The sequence below is a fragment of the Ammoniphilus sp. YIM 78166 genome, from assembly GCF_004522215.1.
Classification (GTDB): Bacteria; Bacillota; Bacilli; order Aneurinibacillales; family RAOX-1; genus YIM-78166.
Genome location: NZ_SDLR01000003.1, coordinates 812,772 through 829,572, shown reverse-complemented (window position 1 = coordinate 829,572; position 16,801 = coordinate 812,772). Strand labels below are relative to the sequence as shown.

Annotated in this window: 20 protein-coding genes; 15 read left to right on the top strand and 5 right to left on the bottom strand. The window is 43.6% G+C overall.

Annotated features, from left to right (window positions below):
* Positions 1–44: 44 nt before the first annotated feature.
* Positions 45–842: a C40 family peptidase gene (locus tag EIZ58_RS15685; RefSeq protein ID WP_167577743.1), complete on the bottom strand. Its 798-nt coding sequence runs from the start codon at positions 840–842 to the stop codon at positions 45–47.
* Positions 843–1,066: 224 nt separating this feature from the next.
* On the opposite strand from EIZ58_RS15685, the gene EIZ58_RS33470 reads away from it, so the two are divergent.
* On the top strand, positions 1,067–1,249 hold the full coding sequence (locus EIZ58_RS33470; protein WP_167577742.1) for a hypothetical protein: 183 nt from the start codon (positions 1,067–1,069) through the stop codon (positions 1,247–1,249).
* Positions 1,250–1,294: 45 nt separating this feature from the next.
* On the opposite strand, the gene EIZ58_RS15680 is transcribed toward EIZ58_RS33470, so the two are convergent.
* Together EIZ58_RS15680 and EIZ58_RS15675 are read right to left on the bottom strand one after the other, a co-directional pair.
* Positions 1,295–1,426 (bottom strand): sporulation protein YjcZ, encoded by a 132-nt coding sequence (locus EIZ58_RS15680; protein WP_134701777.1) that lies wholly within the window; start codon positions 1,424–1,426, stop codon positions 1,295–1,297.
* A 42-nt stretch (positions 1,427–1,468) separates the two neighbouring features.
* The gene (locus EIZ58_RS15675) at positions 1,469–1,606 is read right to left on the bottom strand and encodes a sporulation protein YjcZ (protein ID WP_134701776.1); all 138 of its coding nucleotides are present in this window, start codon (positions 1,604–1,606) and stop codon (positions 1,469–1,471) included.
* 136 nt (positions 1,607–1,742) lie between these two features.
* Here EIZ58_RS15675 and EIZ58_RS15670 point away from each other — a divergent pair, with 136 nt between their 5' ends.
* The 9 genes from EIZ58_RS15670 to EIZ58_RS33465 all read left to right on the top strand — a co-directional run bounded on the left by EIZ58_RS15670 (position 1,743) and on the right by EIZ58_RS33465 (position 10,791).
* On the top strand, positions 1,743–2,147 hold the full coding sequence (locus tag EIZ58_RS15670; protein WP_134701775.1) for a DUF2203 domain-containing protein: 405 nt from the start codon (positions 1,743–1,745) through the stop codon (positions 2,145–2,147).
* A gap of 112 nt (positions 2,148–2,259) precedes the next feature.
* The gene (locus tag EIZ58_RS15665; RefSeq protein ID WP_134701774.1) at positions 2,260–3,777 is read left to right on the top strand and encodes a ferredoxin--nitrite reductase; all 1,518 of its coding nucleotides are present in this window, start codon (positions 2,260–2,262) and stop codon (positions 3,775–3,777) included.
* 95 nt (positions 3,778–3,872) lie between these two features.
* Positions 3,873–4,628, top strand: a complete 756-nt coding sequence (locus tag EIZ58_RS15660; RefSeq protein WP_134701773.1) for a threonine/serine exporter family protein — start codon at positions 3,873–3,875, stop codon at positions 4,626–4,628.
* 17 nt (positions 4,629–4,645) lie between these two features.
* Positions 4,646–5,086: a threonine/serine exporter family protein gene (locus EIZ58_RS15655; RefSeq protein WP_134701772.1), complete on the top strand. Its 441-nt coding sequence runs from the start codon at positions 4,646–4,648 to the stop codon at positions 5,084–5,086.
* A 96-nt stretch (positions 5,087–5,182) separates the two neighbouring features.
* Positions 5,183–5,743: a biotin transporter BioY gene (locus EIZ58_RS15650; protein ID WP_134701771.1), complete on the top strand. Its 561-nt coding sequence runs from the start codon at positions 5,183–5,185 to the stop codon at positions 5,741–5,743.
* Between the two features lie 85 nt (positions 5,744–5,828).
* A complete protein-coding gene (locus EIZ58_RS15645; RefSeq protein WP_134701770.1) occupies positions 5,829–7,316 on the top strand; it encodes an AMP-binding protein in 1,488 nt (495 codons plus the stop codon).
* The gene (locus EIZ58_RS15640) at positions 7,313–8,458 is read left to right on the top strand and encodes a thiolase family protein (RefSeq protein ID WP_134701769.1); all 1,146 of its coding nucleotides are present in this window, start codon (positions 7,313–7,315) and stop codon (positions 8,456–8,458) included. The genes EIZ58_RS15645 and EIZ58_RS15640 overlap by 4 nt, the downstream gene beginning before the upstream one ends.
* A 55-nt stretch (positions 8,459–8,513) precedes the next feature.
* Positions 8,514–10,556 (top strand): molybdopterin-containing oxidoreductase family protein, encoded by a 2,043-nt coding sequence (locus EIZ58_RS15635; RefSeq protein WP_134701768.1) that lies wholly within the window; start codon positions 8,514–8,516, stop codon positions 10,554–10,556.
* Positions 10,557–10,617: 61 nt separating this feature from the next.
* Positions 10,618–10,791, top strand: coding sequence for a hypothetical protein (locus EIZ58_RS33465; protein ID WP_167577741.1), 174 nt, complete (start codon positions 10,618–10,620; stop codon positions 10,789–10,791).
* Positions 10,792–10,858: 67 nt separating this feature from the next.
* Here the strand turns inward: EIZ58_RS33465 and EIZ58_RS15630 are convergent, their stop codons facing one another.
* The gene (locus EIZ58_RS15630) at positions 10,859–11,092 is read right to left on the bottom strand and encodes a hypothetical protein (RefSeq protein ID WP_134701767.1); all 234 of its coding nucleotides are present in this window, start codon (positions 11,090–11,092) and stop codon (positions 10,859–10,861) included.
* 132 nt (positions 11,093–11,224) lie between these two features.
* Here EIZ58_RS15630 and EIZ58_RS15625 point away from each other — a divergent pair, with 132 nt between their 5' ends.
* The 4 genes from EIZ58_RS15625 (at position 11,225) to EIZ58_RS15610 (ending at position 14,729) form a co-directional block, all read left to right on the top strand.
* Positions 11,225–12,151, top strand: coding sequence for a DMT family transporter (locus EIZ58_RS15625; protein ID WP_134701766.1), 927 nt, complete (start codon positions 11,225–11,227; stop codon positions 12,149–12,151).
* An 18-nt stretch (positions 12,152–12,169) separates the two neighbouring features.
* Entirely contained in the window at positions 12,170–12,631 is a 462-nt protein-coding gene (locus tag EIZ58_RS15620) for a hypothetical protein (protein WP_134701765.1), read from the top strand.
* 53 nt (positions 12,632–12,684) lie between these two features.
* A complete protein-coding gene (locus EIZ58_RS15615; protein WP_240689099.1) occupies positions 12,685–13,680 on the top strand; it encodes an ion channel in 996 nt (331 codons plus the stop codon).
* 74 nt (positions 13,681–13,754) lie between these two features.
* Positions 13,755–14,729, top strand: coding sequence for an MBL fold metallo-hydrolase (locus EIZ58_RS15610; RefSeq protein ID WP_134701763.1), 975 nt, complete (start codon positions 13,755–13,757; stop codon positions 14,727–14,729).
* Here EIZ58_RS15610 and EIZ58_RS15605 read toward each other — a convergent pair.
* Entirely contained in the window at positions 14,721–15,608 is an 888-nt protein-coding gene (locus tag EIZ58_RS15605; RefSeq protein ID WP_134701762.1) for a LysR family transcriptional regulator, read from the bottom strand. The genes EIZ58_RS15610 and EIZ58_RS15605 overlap by 9 nt on opposite strands.
* 116 nt (positions 15,609–15,724) lie before the next feature.
* On the opposite strand from EIZ58_RS15605, the gene EIZ58_RS15600 reads away from it, so the two are divergent.
* Positions 15,725–16,750 carry a YeiH family protein gene (locus EIZ58_RS15600; RefSeq protein WP_167577740.1) on the top strand — a complete coding sequence of 342 codons (1,026 nt, stop codon included), beginning with the start codon at positions 15,725–15,727 and terminating at the stop codon, positions 16,748–16,750.
* Positions 16,751–16,801 lie beyond the last annotated feature (51 nt).

Here is a 16,801-nt window from a genome sequence, read left to right as displayed (position 1 = left end):
TACAAAGAAGGGTGCCGCCCAAATACGAGGCACCCTTCTTATTGTTACAGTCGTTTACCAAATAAAAATCGTCCACGCCAATAAGGACTAAATTCTCCGATTACAACACCTGGGTTGCCGTAGGTATGGAGAATTTTGTTGTTGCCCGCATATATTCCCACATGACCTACTATTTTGTTGCTGCTGTAACGACCTGGTGTGTAGAAGAACATTAAATCACCGACCTGAAGATTATCTGCCGTCACTCGCTGACCGATATCGGACTGGCTGCGGCTGCTACGGGGAAGATTTACGCCAAATTTTCCGTAAACATGACGGGTAAAGGAAGAGCAGTCAAATGTCTTGTTATTCGGTGAGTATGGCCCAGTACCAAATTTATAGGGTACACCTAAAAATTGCTTTCCATAATTGACAACCGCTGTTTTATTAACATTGGCATTGGATTGCGTTGTCGCACCATCTCCTGCATTCTCAAACGTAAGGCGGGGCAGCGATAAGCGCTGTGTATTCGGATTCCAGGATACTGGTGCATTTAACAATGAGGAGATGGATGCCTCTGTCATATGCAAGGACCCGTTGATTAGGGTCGGCGGTTGAGGCAATGAGACCACGCGATCACCAGAAAATGCCTGATTATCATTAGCCCTTACGCGGTATAGCGGATCAGTAAAGCCGTAACCCATCATCTGTTCTGCTTCATCCCACTGTCCGCGAAGATCTAATGAAGACATGACGGGATCGAGGGGAAACCATTGAAGTCCGTTATGTAGCTGAACGGTGATGTTTTGTGCTGCTACTTTGCCGTCGTTGATAATTTGCATCTGTTGCGCAGTTTGTTGCATTCTAGCCTCATTACGTGGGGCTGTCCCACAGGAAGTTGCAAGAATGGCGACCAGAAACCAGGGGAGAACAGTTCTGAATAAGCGTCTCAAGATATCACCTCTAAATAGGTTCAAATGGGAATGTGGAGCTAAAGTTAGAATGTTTGAAGTAGGGATGGAATATACACCTCGTCTAGGTATATTTCGTTGGATTTCTTTAACAATAGGAAGGAGGAGGTGGGAGCATGTCCAACAGAGAATTTTATATGGAAATGTTTCAGGAGTCTGGCTACACGGATACCACGTATAAATTAATATCCCAATCAATATTGAATGATCCATTACTTAACGAGGAACAAAAGGTTGAACAACTAGAGCTGATGAATGAGGCTTATGAGCACCGTCCCGAGTTTGAGACCTACAGTTAAAAGCCAAAAAGGAGCTCTCAGGGCTCCTTTTTGACATTTATCCAACTAGTAGATAAAACCAGGTTGTGCAACGATAACAAGAAGGATGTAGAGTACAAGAATCATTCCAAGACTAGTACCTAGTCCTGCACCCACACCTACGCCAGCCCCCACACCAGCTCCGAATGGTACACCCATGAATTTTGCCTCCTTTCAGATCCCTAATCTGCCCAATCTTAGTTAAACGATGAATCCAGGGCGTGCAATAATTACCAATAAGATATATAGAACCAAGATGAACCCAATACCAGCTCCAAGACCTACCCCAACACCGCATCCGCCAGCACCAAATCCTCCAACTCCATATCCAAAGCTCATTCTTCATTCCCCCTCTCGTGATTTAATTTTAGGATATGTAGTTGGTAAGAGAGATGCTTGGGTAGATAACTATTTCTAACAAATAAATTAGTATATACTGAAGTCAAGACGAAATTATGGGGATAAAGGAGGTACCATGACCCAAAAAAAGTTTTTTACCTTAGCCGAAGCACATGCACTACTTCCTATGGTTATTAAGGAAATTGATCAGCTGCAAGTGCTGAGAGAGGACTACCAATTGAAGTATTATGAACGAAGAATTATTATGGCTAAAAATGCTATAGATGCTGAGCGGGTCTTCAAATTGGAGTGTGAGCTTGAATTTCTAGAGATGGAAGCTCAACTTCATGTCAATAACATCGAGTCTAAGGGGATTCAATTAAAAGACATTGATCACGGCTTAATTGATTTTCCTGCCCTGAACGGAGACGAAGAAGTGCTCCTTTGCTGGAAGAAGGGTGAAGAGAGCATCCGATATTTTCATGGCTTGCAAGATGGATTTGTCGGCAGGCAGCTCATAAAGCCAGGACAATTTGATTAGATCTTAATACGATATAATTCTATGTCAGAATTTATTACATAAATACCTACAGCCGAGGGGAATCCCCCTATAATGGGATTTAATAAGAAATCGAAATCCCGAGGTGAGAGGTATGAATAAAATTGAGCAAATGAAGGCCGAAAAAGATGGGTTGGACATCCTGAAAGACCTAGGGCACATAATAGAGCAAGGGATCGAAAAAACACCCCAAGAAGATATTGACAGACTCAGGTGGTATGGCCTTTTTTACCGCAAGCGGCTTGATGGACATTTCATGCTTCGCATCCGTGTGCCCAATGGGGTATTAAATGAAGAGCAATGGAGAATAGTAGTAGAGTTAGGGGAGTTGTATGGGCGTGGCTTTGTGGACATTACCTCGCGTCAAGGATTGCAAATCCGCTGGATCCAGCTTAAGGACTTTCCCGATATCCTATTAAAACTGGAGAAAGTAGGATTATCCCCGCTTCAAACTGGATTTGATAATGTCCGTAACATTATGGGCTGTCCTGTAGCAGGTCTTGATGAACAAGAGCTAATCGATACGACGCCGCTGATCCGAGAAATCGATCAAATGATTGTAGGGAATAAAGCCTTTACGAATCTTCCGCGCAAATTTAATATTTCCTTGTCCGGTTGTTGCGAGGATTGTGCACATGCGGATATCAATGACATTGGATTTGTACCTGCTCAGAAAGAAAGAGAAGGGCTCCACGTTACAGGCTTTAATATCAACCTTGGGGGGGCCTTGGCTCCTACGTATCAAAAGTTAGCTGAGCCAGCAAATATATTCGTATGGCCAGACCAAGTCGTCTCCATTACTAGGGCTATCCTAGAACTTTATCGAGATTTCGGACCAAGAGAGAAGCGGTTTAAAGCGCGTTTAATGCATCTACTTGAAGATTGGGGAATGGAGCGGTTTCGCGAAGAGCTGCAGAAAAAAGTAGAGTGGCAACTAGAGCCTGCTTCCCCATTAGTCAAAGTAACATCCCATCGTGGAGATCATATAGGCCTTCATGCTCAGAAGCAATCCGGTTACTATTATGCAGGTTTACATGTCCCCGTAGGACGATTGACTACTCAGCAGCTCTTATCTTGTGGGTTGCTTGCAGCTCAATATGGGACAGGAGAAGTGCGATTAACAGCACACCAAGATCTGGTGATCCCCTCTATACCTGAGGAAATGGTGGAGGAGTTTAGAAGCGAGCCCATCTTAAATGAGCTGTCGATCGATCCGAAATCCATGCTGCGAGGTACGGTGAGCTGTACAGGTCGACAACATTGTGATAAAGCTATTATTGAGACAAAGAATTTTGCTGTAGAAACAGCCAAATTATTAGATAAACAATTTGGCGGAGGTGCCCCGCTTAGTATCCATTGGTCTGGTTGTCCTAACTCTTGCGGTCAACATCAAATCGCTGACATTGGTCTACAAGGCACTAAGACAAAGATTGACGGAGTAATGGTAGATGCAGTAGACATTTACTTGGGTGGACATCTAGGTGCAGAATCAAAGCTTGGACAACTAGTGGCTAGCAAGGTTCCTTGCAGCCAAGTACACGATATCTTAGAAGGATTCATTCAAAAAATGCAGGAGTCTAAGCAGGTTCAACAGCCTAATTACACGAGGTAAGCTATCCTCGTGTTTTTTTGTATTTGATTCATCTTATAACTTTCTATTAAACTAAAGTCTTAGTAAACCAAATTAATTAGTGGGGAACACAAAAAATGACTATCCAAAGAAACTCTACATCTGAAATTATCGAAGCCTGCTTATTAGCTGGGAAAATCATGCTAGAGAATGGGGCTGAAACTATGCGAGTAGAGGATACCATGATGAGGATGGCTGCGTCGTTTGGTATACCTCAATCCCATAGCTTCGTAACTCCAACAGCTATTATTTTTTCACTAGAGGGAGCGGATCCTACGAGGCTCATACGAATATCAGAACGATCTACAGATTTACAAAAAGTAGCCAAGGTAAATAGTATCTCTAGGAGAGCTAGTGATGGAGAGCTAACCCTGCAAGAAACAGTGAAGCGATTAAAACAAATTGAAGCAGCTAAGGGTACCTATCCTTTGTTCATCCAAATTCTAGCCGCAGCAGCCACGAGCGGTTGTTTCCTGATCATGTTCCAAGGACAATGGCAGGACTTTATTCCCGCTCTCGTGTCTGGTGGAATGGGTTACCTATGTGCAGTATTGTTTCAACGTTTAGTGCAGGTCAAGTTTTTCGCAGAATTCTTAGCCGCCTTCGTGATTGGCCTTTTATCGGTAGCATTTGTAGTGATAGGGCTAGGCTTAGACTTGGATAAGATTATCATTGGCTCTGTCATGCCTCTAGTGCCTGGCGTCTTAATTACTAACGCCGTAAGGGATTTGATCGCTGGACATTTAGTATCAGGAGTAACCAAAGGGGCGGAGGCCTTGTTGACCGCATTCGCCATTGGAAGCGGGATCGCTGTGGTAATTTCATTATATTAAAAAGGAGACCAAAACGAATGTGGGAACAGCTCATCACGAGCTTCATTGCTTCAGCGACCTTTGCCATTCTCTTTAATGCCCCTAGAAGAACGTTATTTATTTGTGGGCTGGTTGGAATGGTCGGCTGGATCATTTATTTTGAATTAGTGCTTCGACAGTATGACTATGTGCCAGCAACGCTGATAGCTGCTATGGTGATTTCTGTTTTATGTCAAATATTTGCCAAATTATATAAAACGCCGATTATAATATATAGTGTTGCGGGCATTATTCCTCTTGTTCCAGGTGGTCTTGCTTACGATGCCACTCGCAAGTTTGTGGAAAATGACTACAGCTTAGCCGTTCAATTGGCTGCAAAAGCGCTGATGATATCGGGCTCTATAGCGATTGGCTTGATATTTTCTGAAGTTTTAATGCGGATTTCCCTAAGAGGTTATGCCTATTTAAAGAACAACTAAAAAGGTTAACCAAACACTAAAAATAAGTTGACATAACCTTATTCTCCCATTATATTTGGATTAAGAAAAGCTACAGTAAGAAAGGGGGAAATGGAAATGAAAACAAAAAATATGATGTACGTTGCGCTATTTGCAGCTATTATGTGTGTATTAGGCTTTTTACCTCCCATCCCATTGCCATATAGTCCTGTTCCCATCACGGTACAAACGCTTGGAGTGATGCTAGCGGGGGGCATCCTCGGTGCTAGATTGGGCGGTCTATCACTTGTTGTCTTTCTATTGATTGTAGCTGCAGGAGCACCGGTATTGTCTGGAGGTCGAGGTGGTTTCTCTGTACTGATTGGGCCGAGTGCTGGATATCTCTGGAGTTGGCCCATTGCCGCTTTTCTAATTGGCTACTTCACTGAACGTTTCTGGCACCGTTTAACACTCTGGAAGTCCTTTGCTATTAATGTATTAGGTGGAATCTTACTCATTTATTCCATTGGCGTGCCTGTTCTGGCCATGATTACTGAAATGCCCCTGGATAAAGCTGCAATTTCCGCGGTCACTTATATTCCAGGTGATTTAATAAAAGCGTTTATCGCGGCTTATGTTGCGATGAAGATGAGAAGTATGAAACCGATTATTGAAAAAGATCAGAAATACGTGGCCTAATATCCTTAAGTTCTTTTTAAAAATAAATATTTATTAAGAAAGGGTTTGCCTGTAAGGCATCCCCTTTTTTTTCTTGGAGGTTCTCATGCTGATTACCGATTCGCTTCGTACTTACAGCCGATCATATCCTGAGAAAATAGCTTTAGTTGATGAGGAACAATGTATTACCTATCAAGAGCTAGATAGGCAAATAGATGGCTTCGCTCGCTATTTGAGTTCTTTGGGACCTATGGAAAATAAGGCCTGCCTTTTTATGAAAAATCGTATTGAATTCCTTACTTATTTTTTGGGTGCAGCTAGAGCTGGTTGGATAGCTGTACCACTAGATCCCAAATGGAGTAAACAGGAGTTAAATCAAGTTATGGTTTCCGTACAACCTAAAGTGCTGGTAGTTGACAAAGAGTGGGTAGATAAACTTCCTGATCTACCCCAATCAACCCAGATTGTGTTTAGTCAGAATGTACCTGTAGAAGAGACTTGCCAGCCCAGTCATTCTGTTGCCGATACCACGCTTTTTTATATGGGCTTCACCTCAGGAACTACTGGAGTCCCAAAGGGCTTCGTTCGTTCTCATCGCTCATGGGTGAAAAGCTTCGAGGGAAGTGCAGCAGAATTTGGCTTTACTTCAGAGGATGTTGTCTGTTCACCTGGGGCGTTAGTTCACTCTACCTTCCTCTATGCCGCCGTACATGCTCTACACATAGGAGCCACTGTCATTCTTCTTGAAAAGTTTACTCCGTCCAAATGCATCGCTGCAATTACGCAATGGAAAGTTTCCGTCTTGTATATGGTACCTACCATGTTTGAAGCGATTAACCTAGAGCTTAAGGACCCGCGAAAGCAATTGGAGGGGAACGATATTCGTGCTATTCTATCCGCGGGAGCAAAGTGGAGTCCTGAATCTAAGCGCAGGGTTGCTCAATGGTTCCCTCAAGGAGATCTCTATGAATTCTACGGAGCATCGGAACTGAGCTTTGTTGCGGTTATCGATCTTGAGGGTAATAAGAAAAAACCAGATTCGGTGGGGCGACCGTTCTATCGAGTTGAAGTGTCCATTCGAGATGAACAGGGACAGGATGTCCCTATCGGTGTAGTGGGAAAGCTATTTGTCCGAAGTGACTACTTGTTTGCTGGTTATTATGATAATGAAGCAGAGACCCAACAGGTTCTTGTTGCTGATGGATGGGCAACCGTTCATGACATGGCCAGACAAGATCATGAGGGGTATATTTATCTTGTAGGACGCGAAAAGAACATGATTCTTTATGGTGGATTGAACGTATATCCGGAAGAAGTAGAGAAAGTGATTAAGCTTCTGCCCAACGTAGAAGACGTCGCAGTTCTAGGAAAGCCCGATAAGTATTGGGGAGAAAAGATCGTGGCCGCCATTCTCCTAAAACCAAATGCAACGATTCCCAAGCAGGTAATTCAAAACCATTGCAGGAAGCATCTCGCTCCTTATAAATGTCCAAGAGAAATCGAATTTGTGAAGGAGCTACCTTATACCACGAGTGGAAAAGTAGCGAGAAAACAGATCTTCGAACTACTATTCGGAAGTGAAGTGAAATCATGAGGCAAGCCGTGATCGTACAGGCTTATCGAACTGCTATCGGAAAAAAAGGCGGAATATGGAAGGAAGTTGCCCCGGAATATCTAGCGGCTGAAGTGATGAAAAAGCTGATACGAGAGCAAGCGATCGATCCTAGCCAAATTGATGAGGTCATTCTTGGAAACGCTGTAGGACCGGGTGGTAATTTGTCTAGACTTGCGGCTCTACAGGCCGGATTCCCAGCTCATGTTCCGGGTGTAACGATTGATCGTCAGTGTGGTTCGGGTTTAGAAGCGATCAATCTTGCAGCTCGGCTTGTACAAGCCGGTGCTGGGGAGATCTACTTGGCTGGGGGGGTAGAAAGCACAACGCGCGCTCCCTTAAAAATGGAAATGTTGGAAGGGCAGGAGGAACCAAGAATCTATAGTCGAGCTCGATTTTCGCCTGAAGAGATCGGGGATCCCGAAATGGGGGAGGCAGCAGAAAATGTTGCGGAGGCGTATGAGGTAAGTCGAGAGGAGCAAGATGATTACGCTCGACTAAGCTATCAGAAAGCGATTTATTCCAAAGAAACAGGAGTCTTTGAACAGGAGATTGTAGCTATCCATGAGATCGTGGAGGATGAATCTCCACGGGTAACGAGTAATTACAATAAGCTTCTTCCGCGTATGAAGCCAGTATTTCGCCCTCAAGGGACGGTAACAGCTGGGAATTCATGCGGACTTAATGATGGAGCAGCTGTAGCGTTGGTGATGTCGCGTGAAAAAGCAGAGCATCTTCGCCTACTACCCTTATTAGTGTTTGTAGATGCCGTAGCCGTCGGGGTGGACCCTAACTATCTGGGGATAGGCCCAGTTCCTGCGATTAAAAAGCTCTTACAGCGAAACCACCTTACAATAGAAGATATTGATTTAATAGAATTTAACGAGGCGTTTGCTTCTCAAGTGATAGCCTCCCTCAAGCAGTTAGATATCCCTTGGAATAAGGTAAATCTTGGGGGAGGTGCCATCGCTTTGGGTCATCCCTATGGTGCATCAGGTGCCATCCTGGTGACGCGTTTATGCAGAGAAATGCTCCGAAACCAAGCCATGTACGGAATAGCGACGTTAGGAATCGGTGGAGGAATAGGGGTTGCCACGCTTTTTCGAAGCTACAGCGGGGCATAGACGGGTGGCAGCACCTCGACTATAATGAGGGGAAAGAAAAGAAGAGGTGAAAAGGTTGACTTCTTACGTGGAACAGCGCGACGGGATTTTTCCCTCTGTTTGCTCATTAGACTGCCCGGATACCTGCGGGCTGCTTATTCATAAAAAAGACGGCAAAATAACGAGAGTTGAAGGTGATCCTTCACATCCTGTGACGCAAGGAGCCATCTGTAATAAAGTAAGAAATATGGCCTCTCGGTTATATGATCCCGCTCGGCTAACTACGCCGCTAAGACGGACGGGTCCCAAAGGGTCGGACCAATTCGAGCCGATTAGCTGGGAAGAGGCCATTGATTGGATTACCCAGAAGTGGAAGTCTTTGATTGAGAATTATGGCGGCGAATCCATCCTACCTTATAGCTTTGCTGGTAACATGGGAAGGGTGAATATGGTAGCGGCAGGCAATCGCTTTTTCCATCGATTAGGTGCCAGTCGCTTAGACCGAACGATTTGTAATGCTGCAGGGAACGCGGGGTACCGTTATACCATGGGGGCAACCTATGGAACGGATCCAGAGGATACCGTTTATTCCAAGTTCATTATCTTTTGGGGCTGTGACGCGGTGAACACCAACATGCATCAAGTCATGCTGGCCGAGAAGGCGAGAAAGAACGGTGCTCAAATTGTGGCCATCGATATCCATCAGAATCGCACGGGGCAGTGGGCAGATTGGTTTATTCCCATTGAACCTGGGACAGATGCGGCATTAGCGCTTGGTATGATGCATATTTTAATTCATGAGAATTTAGTGGATGAAGACTTCTTGTCTCAGTACACGATAGGTTATCAAGAGCTTGCTCGGCATATCCAGAGCTATGATCCACAGACAGTATCCCAGATTACGAAGGTCCCCGTTGAGGACCTCTATCGCCTGACCCATTTATACGCAGAGGCCTCTCCCGCTTTTATTCGAATTGGCAATGGGCCTCAGCATCATGATAATGGGGGAATGTTTGTCCGAACGGTCTCTTGCCTTCCCGCTTTAGTTGGTCACTGGAAGATGAAAGGGGGAGGGGCGTTACGGGAAAATGGAGATTTTTCGGCCCCCATATTTCCTTTGCCTGCAGACCTAGACACACAAAGCAAGACGACTCGCTTGATTAACATGAATCAGATTGGGGAGGCGCTCACCGAACTAGAGCCTCCAATCCGTGCGTTATATGTCTATGGCTGTAACCCCCTTGTTGTTGCTCCTGAATTAAACAAGGTTAAAGAAGGCTTCGCGAGAGACGATTTATTTACGGTTGTTCATGATCTGTTTCTCACAGAAACCGCCAAGTATGCTGATGTGGTGCTTCCTGCTACATCTTCTTACGAGAACCTGGACTTATTTACTTCTTATTGGCATCATCATATCCATTTGCAACAACCAGTCATTGAACGCTATGGCGACAGCAAATCCAATATAGAAGTGTTTCGCCTTCTAGCCGAGGCAATGGGTTATACAGAGCTCTCATTGTTTGAAAAAGAAGAGGATATTATTCGTCAAGCAATAGAGAAGTCTAGCTCCCCCTATTTTGAGGGAATTACAATGACTCAGTTGAAGGAACAATCCTTTATCAAGCTGAATCGAGACAATGGACCGGAATTTCCGGGTCAACTCCCTACGCCAAGCGGGAAGATAGAGCTGTATTCACAGCAACTAGAGGAGGCGGGGCATCCCGCTTTGCCAACCTTTACTCCCATAGCAGAAAAGGGCTCCTATCCTTTATATTTTATTGCAGGGCCCAACCGGAGCTTTTTAAATTCGACGTTCTCAAATAATCCTAGCCATATCAAGATGGAAAAAGGACCGTTTCTTATTATTCACCCTGAAGATGCGAGCTTAAGAGGGATCAGTCACGAAGATTGGGTCAGTGTGTTTAATGATCGAGGTGAATGTGAATTGCGTGCACATATCACGGAGCGGGTCATCAGGGGAACCGTTCTTACCCAGGGGCTTTGGTCAGACCAGCCAGGCACCAATCAGCTTGTCAACACGCTGACCCCTAGCCGCTTGGCCGATATGGGGGGAGGGGCTACCTTTTTCTCCACCCGCGTGGATGTAAAGAAGCGATAGCATACTTAAGGGTTCTCCCTTAAGCCCAGTCTGGATACAATGATCTTAAGGAGGGATGAAGATGATACTTTCCCGAGCCCAAAAGCAGCTCATCCTAACGATCCTAGAGAAAGAACAGAAAAGCTTGTTTTCTAGCCATAAAGGTAAACTATTGGATCAAACCGTTGATGACCTTTCTCAGATGCTAAGGAACGAGATCATTAATGATCCCTATGACAGAGAAACGAAGACATAAGGCTTGATAAGTAAAGGCTGTTCCCTAAAAGTCGGTTTCTTCCGAGTTTTAGGGACAGCCTTTTTCTCTACTGGATCAGACCCTCGTTTTCTTCAAGAACCATTCGGAAAAAATAAAATAATTCAACTTTATGTTCTTCCGCTACTGGATCGCCATTCGGGTAACGCATATCGGTCTGTCGAATATCTTCTTCACTTTTAGGTTCCTTTAACCAGCTCATAAAATCTTCATCTTCTTTTAAATGCTTTAGTGCTTCTAATAATTGGGGGTCAATAACCACCATTTTATGTTCTTTTTGCATCTCGATCACCGCCTCATTGAGTTAAGGTATCCCTTTTATTTTTTACCCATAAAAAAGGTTTAGCCAAAAACTAGATTCTTTGTCATAATAATGACAAATGGAATTTTTTGAAAAAAGGAAGGAAGTACAGCCATGAGTCAGGAACGTTTATGGGTAACCTATATTACTTTAGCCATTTCCACAGCAATATGGGGAACGGCCTTTATTGCAGGAAAATATGCTGTTGAAAGCTTTGAGCCCATCACAGTGGCTTTCCTGCGCTTTTTGGGAGCCACTCTGATCTTGTTCCCCTACATGATGTACCGAGAGAAAAATATCCCTAAGCGAACGAAGAAGGATTGGATGCTTTTTGCCATCTTGGGGCTTACCGGAATCGCTATTTATAATATTTGCTTCTTTATGGCAAGCAAGTTTGCGCCGGTGATCAAGAGCTCTCTCGTTATTGCCTCAAATCCAGTATTGATTACTCTTTTTGCAGGACTATTCCTTAAGGAAGTGATTTCTAAGAAGCACGTGATTGGAATGGTTTTTGCTTTATTAGGAGTGCTCTATATTGTTTCAAAAGGAAACTTTATGGCGATTCTACAATTAGAGTTTGAGTGGATCGACTTGATCTTACTTGGTGCCGTGCTCAGTTGGGCCGCCTATAGTGTAGTGGGAAGGGTCGTGTTAAGAAAGTTTAACTCTGTCGTTTCAACAACTTATGCCTGCTTATTTGGCACTTTATTCTTGCTGCCCTTTACCTTCATGGAAACGACCTGGTCTGACCTGTCTGAAGCAAGTATGATTAGCTGGTTGTCGATTTTACATATGTCCATTTTCGTAACTGTAGTCAGCTTCATCATGTATTACAATGGGATACAGAAAATTGGCGCCTCGAAGGCCTCCATCTTTATTAACGTGATGCCTATATCCGCTGTTGTCTTATCCGTTATCCTATTAGGTGAGCCCTTCGAGTTCTATCATTTTGTAGGAGCCATGCTAGTCTTGGGAGGCGTCTATATTAGTACCCTGCGTGGGCGTTCAGCAACGAAAAAAGAAGAGATTAAATCAGCTTAAAAGAAAGAAGGTGGTACCATGTTTAAACTCATCGTAGAAAATATGTCCTTTGATCAAGGGCTTCAGATTATCCAGGCAGATGTCCAAGTTATGATTAACAACAAGCAAGTGATCCATGAAGCTTTATGTGTTGATATGGGTTTACCTTCTTTAGTTAGAAGCATAGAGAGGGATGTGTCCCCCAATCGCTGGTCAACCCAGTGGGAAGACATGCCGTTTTTCATTTGTGGCTGCGGGGATCCGGAATGTAAGGCCTATTCGTTTGTTGTTCGCCATTTGCCAACAGGGGAAATCCAGTGGACTGAAGTAGAAGAAAGAGAACATGAGGATTATCGGATCTATGATTCTTGGGTGATTCAGCCGGATCAATATCGAGAGGAGATCAAGAAGTTGGTCAAGCAGTTTCTTCGGTTTGTAGAGCCGTTGGATTATCAGCCCTACTTCAAAGAGTCGCTTGATGTGATTAAGAAATTAGACTAGAAGGGGGGATTCATATTTATATTTTCGCGAGAATTTGGTCAAAAGTCATCAGAATGGGATTTTCTTCAATTTTTACTCTTTGTTTAGCCCTCGTTCTTGTTAGCGGTTGGATTATCGTTCAACTGGAGCCAGAAACTTTTCCTACCTATTTTGAAGCGATTTGGTGGGTGATGACGACGGTCGTAACCGTGGGGTATGGAGATGTTTCTCCGGAATCGACCCTCGGAAAAGCTTATACGATGATTTTTCTCTACATATTTGGGATAGGATTCGTAGGGGTATTAATCGGTAAAACGATAGATTCCCTGAGTAGCTATCAGCGCTTAAAGGAGGCTGGGAAGTTGAGATATACTGGAAGATTGCACTATATCATGATAGGAAGTGTAACGAAGGTAAGCCATGCTGTACGAGAAATCCTGGAAGTACAGAGCCATGCTCAATTTGTTTTTATTGGACCTTATGAACGTAACCCCTTATCGGAGGATTCCGTGCATTATATTCATGGAGATGCATCGGATGAGGAGATCCTATTGAAGGCGAACATTCTGGAATGCAATAGTGTTAGTATTTTCGCAGATGACCAAATGGATGACTCCGTCTATGCTGACGGGAAATCCTTGTTAATTTCCTCCGCTGTGGAAGGACTCTCTAAGCAGCATGGAATAGAGATTTACACCATTGTAGAAGTCATGAAGGAAAATCATATATCCAAATTCAAACATGCTAATGTGGACGAGTTCATTTTATCCAATGAAGCAGTATCTAGGCTCGTGGCACAAGCGTCTCTTCATCACGGTTCGAGTGAGCTGTTTCGTCAGTTAACGAGCAAGGCTCATGGAGATAATGTCTATGAGATTGCGGTTAAGCCCAACTGGTATACCTACAAGGATGCTTTTCTTGAATTATTGGAGCAAGGAGCGACTTTAATTTCAGACAGAAATAAGCTTGATATTAACCGCCGGCTTGATCAATCCATTCCAGCCGATGCAAGACTTTTTATTGTGTGTGATGAAGATACGTATAGAAGAATAAAAAAGCTCTCTTCCTAAGTCTAGGATTGAGAGCTTTTTCAAATAATGGTACACTTTGGTTTAATAAATAAATGAATAGGAAGAGTTTTTTCATGAATATGATCCATGATGGAAGTAGCGTATTGCCTATTTTGATTCCGACAGCTTCGAGTTTAAAAAGCTATAATTTTTATTTGGTAGAGCAAGAAGGAACCCTGTTGTTGATTGATGCGGGAATCGATTCGGAGAGCTGCTGGGAGGCTTTTTTAAACACTCTTACTGCCCATGGCTTTTCTGTTGAGGATATCAGCATGATTCTTTTGACACATAATCATCATGATCACGTTGGGCTGGTTAACCGGATAACTAAATTGAAAGAGGCACCCGTCTATGCCCATCCAGAAGCCTACTTGCGTTTGAAAAGAGATCAGGAGTTCTTCTCCATGCGAACACAATTCTTTGCAGAGCTCTATCGTGAAATGGGATGCGGGGAAGCAGGTGAGAGACAAGTACAAAGGCTAAGGGAAGCAGTCAGTAAAAATGAGAAGCAGCAGATCCAAGCTGACATCCTTGCTTTGCCATTAGGACAGTTTATCGCCGGTTTAATTGTGCTGGAAACACCTGGCCATTCTCCTGATCACGTATCTTTTCATGATGCCAAGAGAAACTGGCTTTTTAGCGGCGATCATATTCTAGGTCACATCTCATCGAACGCCATAGTCGAGCCGAATCGCGAAGGACAGCGCTTATTCACGCTGGAGCAATATCTGCAATCCTTAGAGAAATGTCTTCACGTGGATTACGATATAGCATTTCCTGGTCACGGAGACCTTCTCTATGAACCTAAGCAACTTGTAAAGCAGAGGATTCTTCGCATTCATGAGAAAGCGGAAAAGTTTTTGAAGTTGATTAAACAAGGTGTACGATCAGCAAATGAACTCGCCCAACAAGTATATAGACACAAGTACCAGAGTGATTTTTCTTTAGTCATGTCAGAGATTATTGGGCACTTGGATTATTTAGAAGTGCGGCAAAAGATTCAAAAGGAAAAAAAGAACGGGGTCTGGGAATATTCCCCGCTAAATTAATGGACTGAACTGGCTAAGATGCTCAAGGAATAGATCCGTTGATCGAGGGCGGAACTCAGAGTCATAAATGACATAAGAAAAGTCACGTATCATCGGGAAGCCCTTGATGCGCAAGCCAATCATCGTTCCAAGCAATAACTCTTTTCGGATGATAGACTCTGATAAAATGGAAACTCCTAGCCCTGCTTCGACGCTCTCCTTTATAATTTGAGAGCTGCCAAAGGACATCGTGGAGTTGGGGGAAAAGTCCAATTCTGCAAACACGTCTTCCACGGATTGTCGGGTTCCTGAGCCCTTTTCTCGAAGGATCCAAGTTTCATCTTTGAAATCTTGTAACTCAATGATTTTCTTTTTCGAGCAAGGGTGGTCCGCAGGAACGACAACAACCAACTCGTCTTTAGCGAAGGGGCGGACCAATAGATCAGGATGGTCTACTCTTCCTTCCACAATGCCAAGATCTAATTCATGACGAAGAAGTTGGGTCACGATGGCCTCTGTATTGCGGATAGTAATGTTAGGTGTAACCTGAGGGAATTTTCTTTTAAAGTTAGAAATCAGCTTCGGAAGAATATATTCACCGAAGGTATAGCTTGACCCAATAGATAAAGGTCCGCTAGCCTGGTGAGAAAGATCGTCGATTAAACGCTTAACATGATCGTACTTTGCAAGGATTTCCTTGGCATGATGGTATAATATTTCACCAGCCTTGGTCAATCGTACATATTTATTAGTCCGCTCAAGCAATTTGACTTGATAGGATTTCTCTAAGGTTTTTACGGATAACGTAACCGCAGACTGAGTGATATGAAGGATCTCAGCTGCTCGAGTAAAGTTCTTGTATTCCACGACAGTAACAAATGTACGGAGATGATGGTCCATATAATCCTCCAGATTAGTAATAAGTAAAACTAATGATAATGATGATAATAAGTCGTTTTACTTATATTCTATTTTACTATACCTTTGTATTAGAAACTACAAAGGGGAGTATAACCATGGAAACCTCACCATTAACAGGTTGGTATAAAATTATAAATATAGGTCTATATAAAGGAGTAGCCCTTACACTCCTTCTAGCTTATATAGCGTATTATCTAGCTACAATGCCTTTATTATCTTCGGTAGGGGCTATGGTTTTATCCATCTTAATGGGGGTGTGTTGGAAGGTGGCCCTTGACGTGCCCCCTCACTGGCAAGAAGGTGTACAATTAAGTAGTAAAGGATTGTTGCGTTTTGGTATTATCCTTCTTGGTTTTCGTCTAGATCCGGACCATATCCTATCAGTAGGAAGCTCTGTTTTCATTATGGATCTAGTCATTATTGTGGGGACACTATCTATTATGATTCCGCTTGGTCGAAGGCTCTCGGTAGAGCGAGACCTGACCTTACTACTATCCGTGGGCACGGCGATCTGTGGTGCAGCAGCGATTGCTGCCATTGCCCCGTTGATTCGTGTTAAGAATGAGTCCGTCGCGTTATCTGTTGCCTGCATCGCCATATTGGGTACATTAGGAACAGTAGTCTACACGGTACTATTTCCCTTATTAAACCTAAATGCTTATTATTTCGGTGTTTTTGCAGGCTTAACCCTGCAGGAAGTAGCTCATGTGATCGCGGCTTCTGCGGTAGGTGGTACCCAAAGCAGTGATGTCGCTATTATTACGAAGTTAGGAAGGGTACTCCTATTAATACCGGTGGCGATGGTATTTAGTAAGAGGTATTCTGCAGAAGGGAAAAAGCAACCCCATTCTATGCCGATTCCATGGTTCATCCTTGGTTTTGCAGGCTGTAGTGTACTCAATATGACCGGAATAGTACCAGACATAATAGTCGAACGATTAACCTTACTCGGTTCACTTGCATTATGCATGGCTATGGCTGGATTGGGGCTGAGTGTAGAGTTGAAAAATGCGGCAAGGGTTGGCGGCAAAGCGCTATTGCTCGGACTGCTTGGTTTTGCTGCAATCATAGTGATGGGAGCGAGCCTGGTCATTCTTTCCTATTTCTCGGGAAATTTCTGAATGTTCAGCATACGTATTAGGGATTCGTAATACCTGTATAAATTATACAAA

Coding starts and splice junctions, on each gene's coding strand:
- EIZ58_RS15625 (WP_134701766.1), top strand. CDS start 11,225: ATGAGTCAGGAACGTTTATGGGTAACCTATATTACTTTAGCCATTTCC.
- EIZ58_RS33465 (WP_167577741.1), top strand. CDS start 10,618: ATGATACTTTCCCGAGCCCAAAAGCAGCTCATCCTAACGATCCTAGAG.
- EIZ58_RS15610 (WP_134701763.1), top strand. CDS start 13,755: ATGAATATGATCCATGATGGAAGTAGCGTATTGCCTATTTTGATTCCG.
- EIZ58_RS15650 (WP_134701771.1), top strand. CDS start 5,183: ATGAAAACAAAAAATATGATGTACGTTGCGCTATTTGCAGCTATTATG.
- EIZ58_RS15605 (WP_134701762.1), bottom strand. CDS start 15,608: ATGGACCATCATCTCCGTACATTTGTTACTGTCGTGGAATACAAGAAC.
- EIZ58_RS15600 (WP_167577740.1), top strand. CDS start 15,725: ATGGAAACCTCACCATTAACAGGTTGGTATAAAATTATAAATATAGGT.
- EIZ58_RS15655 (WP_134701772.1), top strand. CDS start 4,646: ATGTGGGAACAGCTCATCACGAGCTTCATTGCTTCAGCGACCTTTGCC.
- EIZ58_RS15645 (WP_134701770.1), top strand. CDS start 5,829: ATGCTGATTACCGATTCGCTTCGTACTTACAGCCGATCATATCCTGAG.
- EIZ58_RS15680 (WP_134701777.1), bottom strand. CDS start 1,426: ATGGGTGTACCATTCGGAGCTGGTGTGGGGGCTGGCGTAGGTGTGGGT.
- EIZ58_RS15660 (WP_134701773.1), top strand. CDS start 3,873: ATGACTATCCAAAGAAACTCTACATCTGAAATTATCGAAGCCTGCTTA.
- EIZ58_RS15630 (WP_134701767.1), bottom strand. CDS start 11,092: ATGCAAAAAGAACATAAAATGGTGGTTATTGACCCCCAATTATTAGAA.
- EIZ58_RS15665 (WP_134701774.1), top strand. CDS start 2,260: ATGAATAAAATTGAGCAAATGAAGGCCGAAAAAGATGGGTTGGACATC.
- EIZ58_RS15675 (WP_134701776.1), bottom strand. CDS start 1,606: ATGAGCTTTGGATATGGAGTTGGAGGATTTGGTGCTGGCGGATGCGGT.
- EIZ58_RS15670 (WP_134701775.1), top strand. CDS start 1,743: ATGACCCAAAAAAAGTTTTTTACCTTAGCCGAAGCACATGCACTACTT.
- EIZ58_RS15615 (WP_240689099.1), top strand. CDS start 12,685: ATGGGATTTTCTTCAATTTTTACTCTTTGTTTAGCCCTCGTTCTTGTT.
- EIZ58_RS15620 (WP_134701765.1), top strand. CDS start 12,170: ATGTTTAAACTCATCGTAGAAAATATGTCCTTTGATCAAGGGCTTCAG.
- EIZ58_RS15640 (WP_134701769.1), top strand. CDS start 7,313: ATGAGGCAAGCCGTGATCGTACAGGCTTATCGAACTGCTATCGGAAAA.
- EIZ58_RS15685 (WP_167577743.1), bottom strand. CDS start 842: ATGCAACAAACTGCGCAACAGATGCAAATTATCAACGACGGCAAAGTA.
- EIZ58_RS33470 (WP_167577742.1), top strand. CDS start 1,067: ATGTCCAACAGAGAATTTTATATGGAAATGTTTCAGGAGTCTGGCTAC.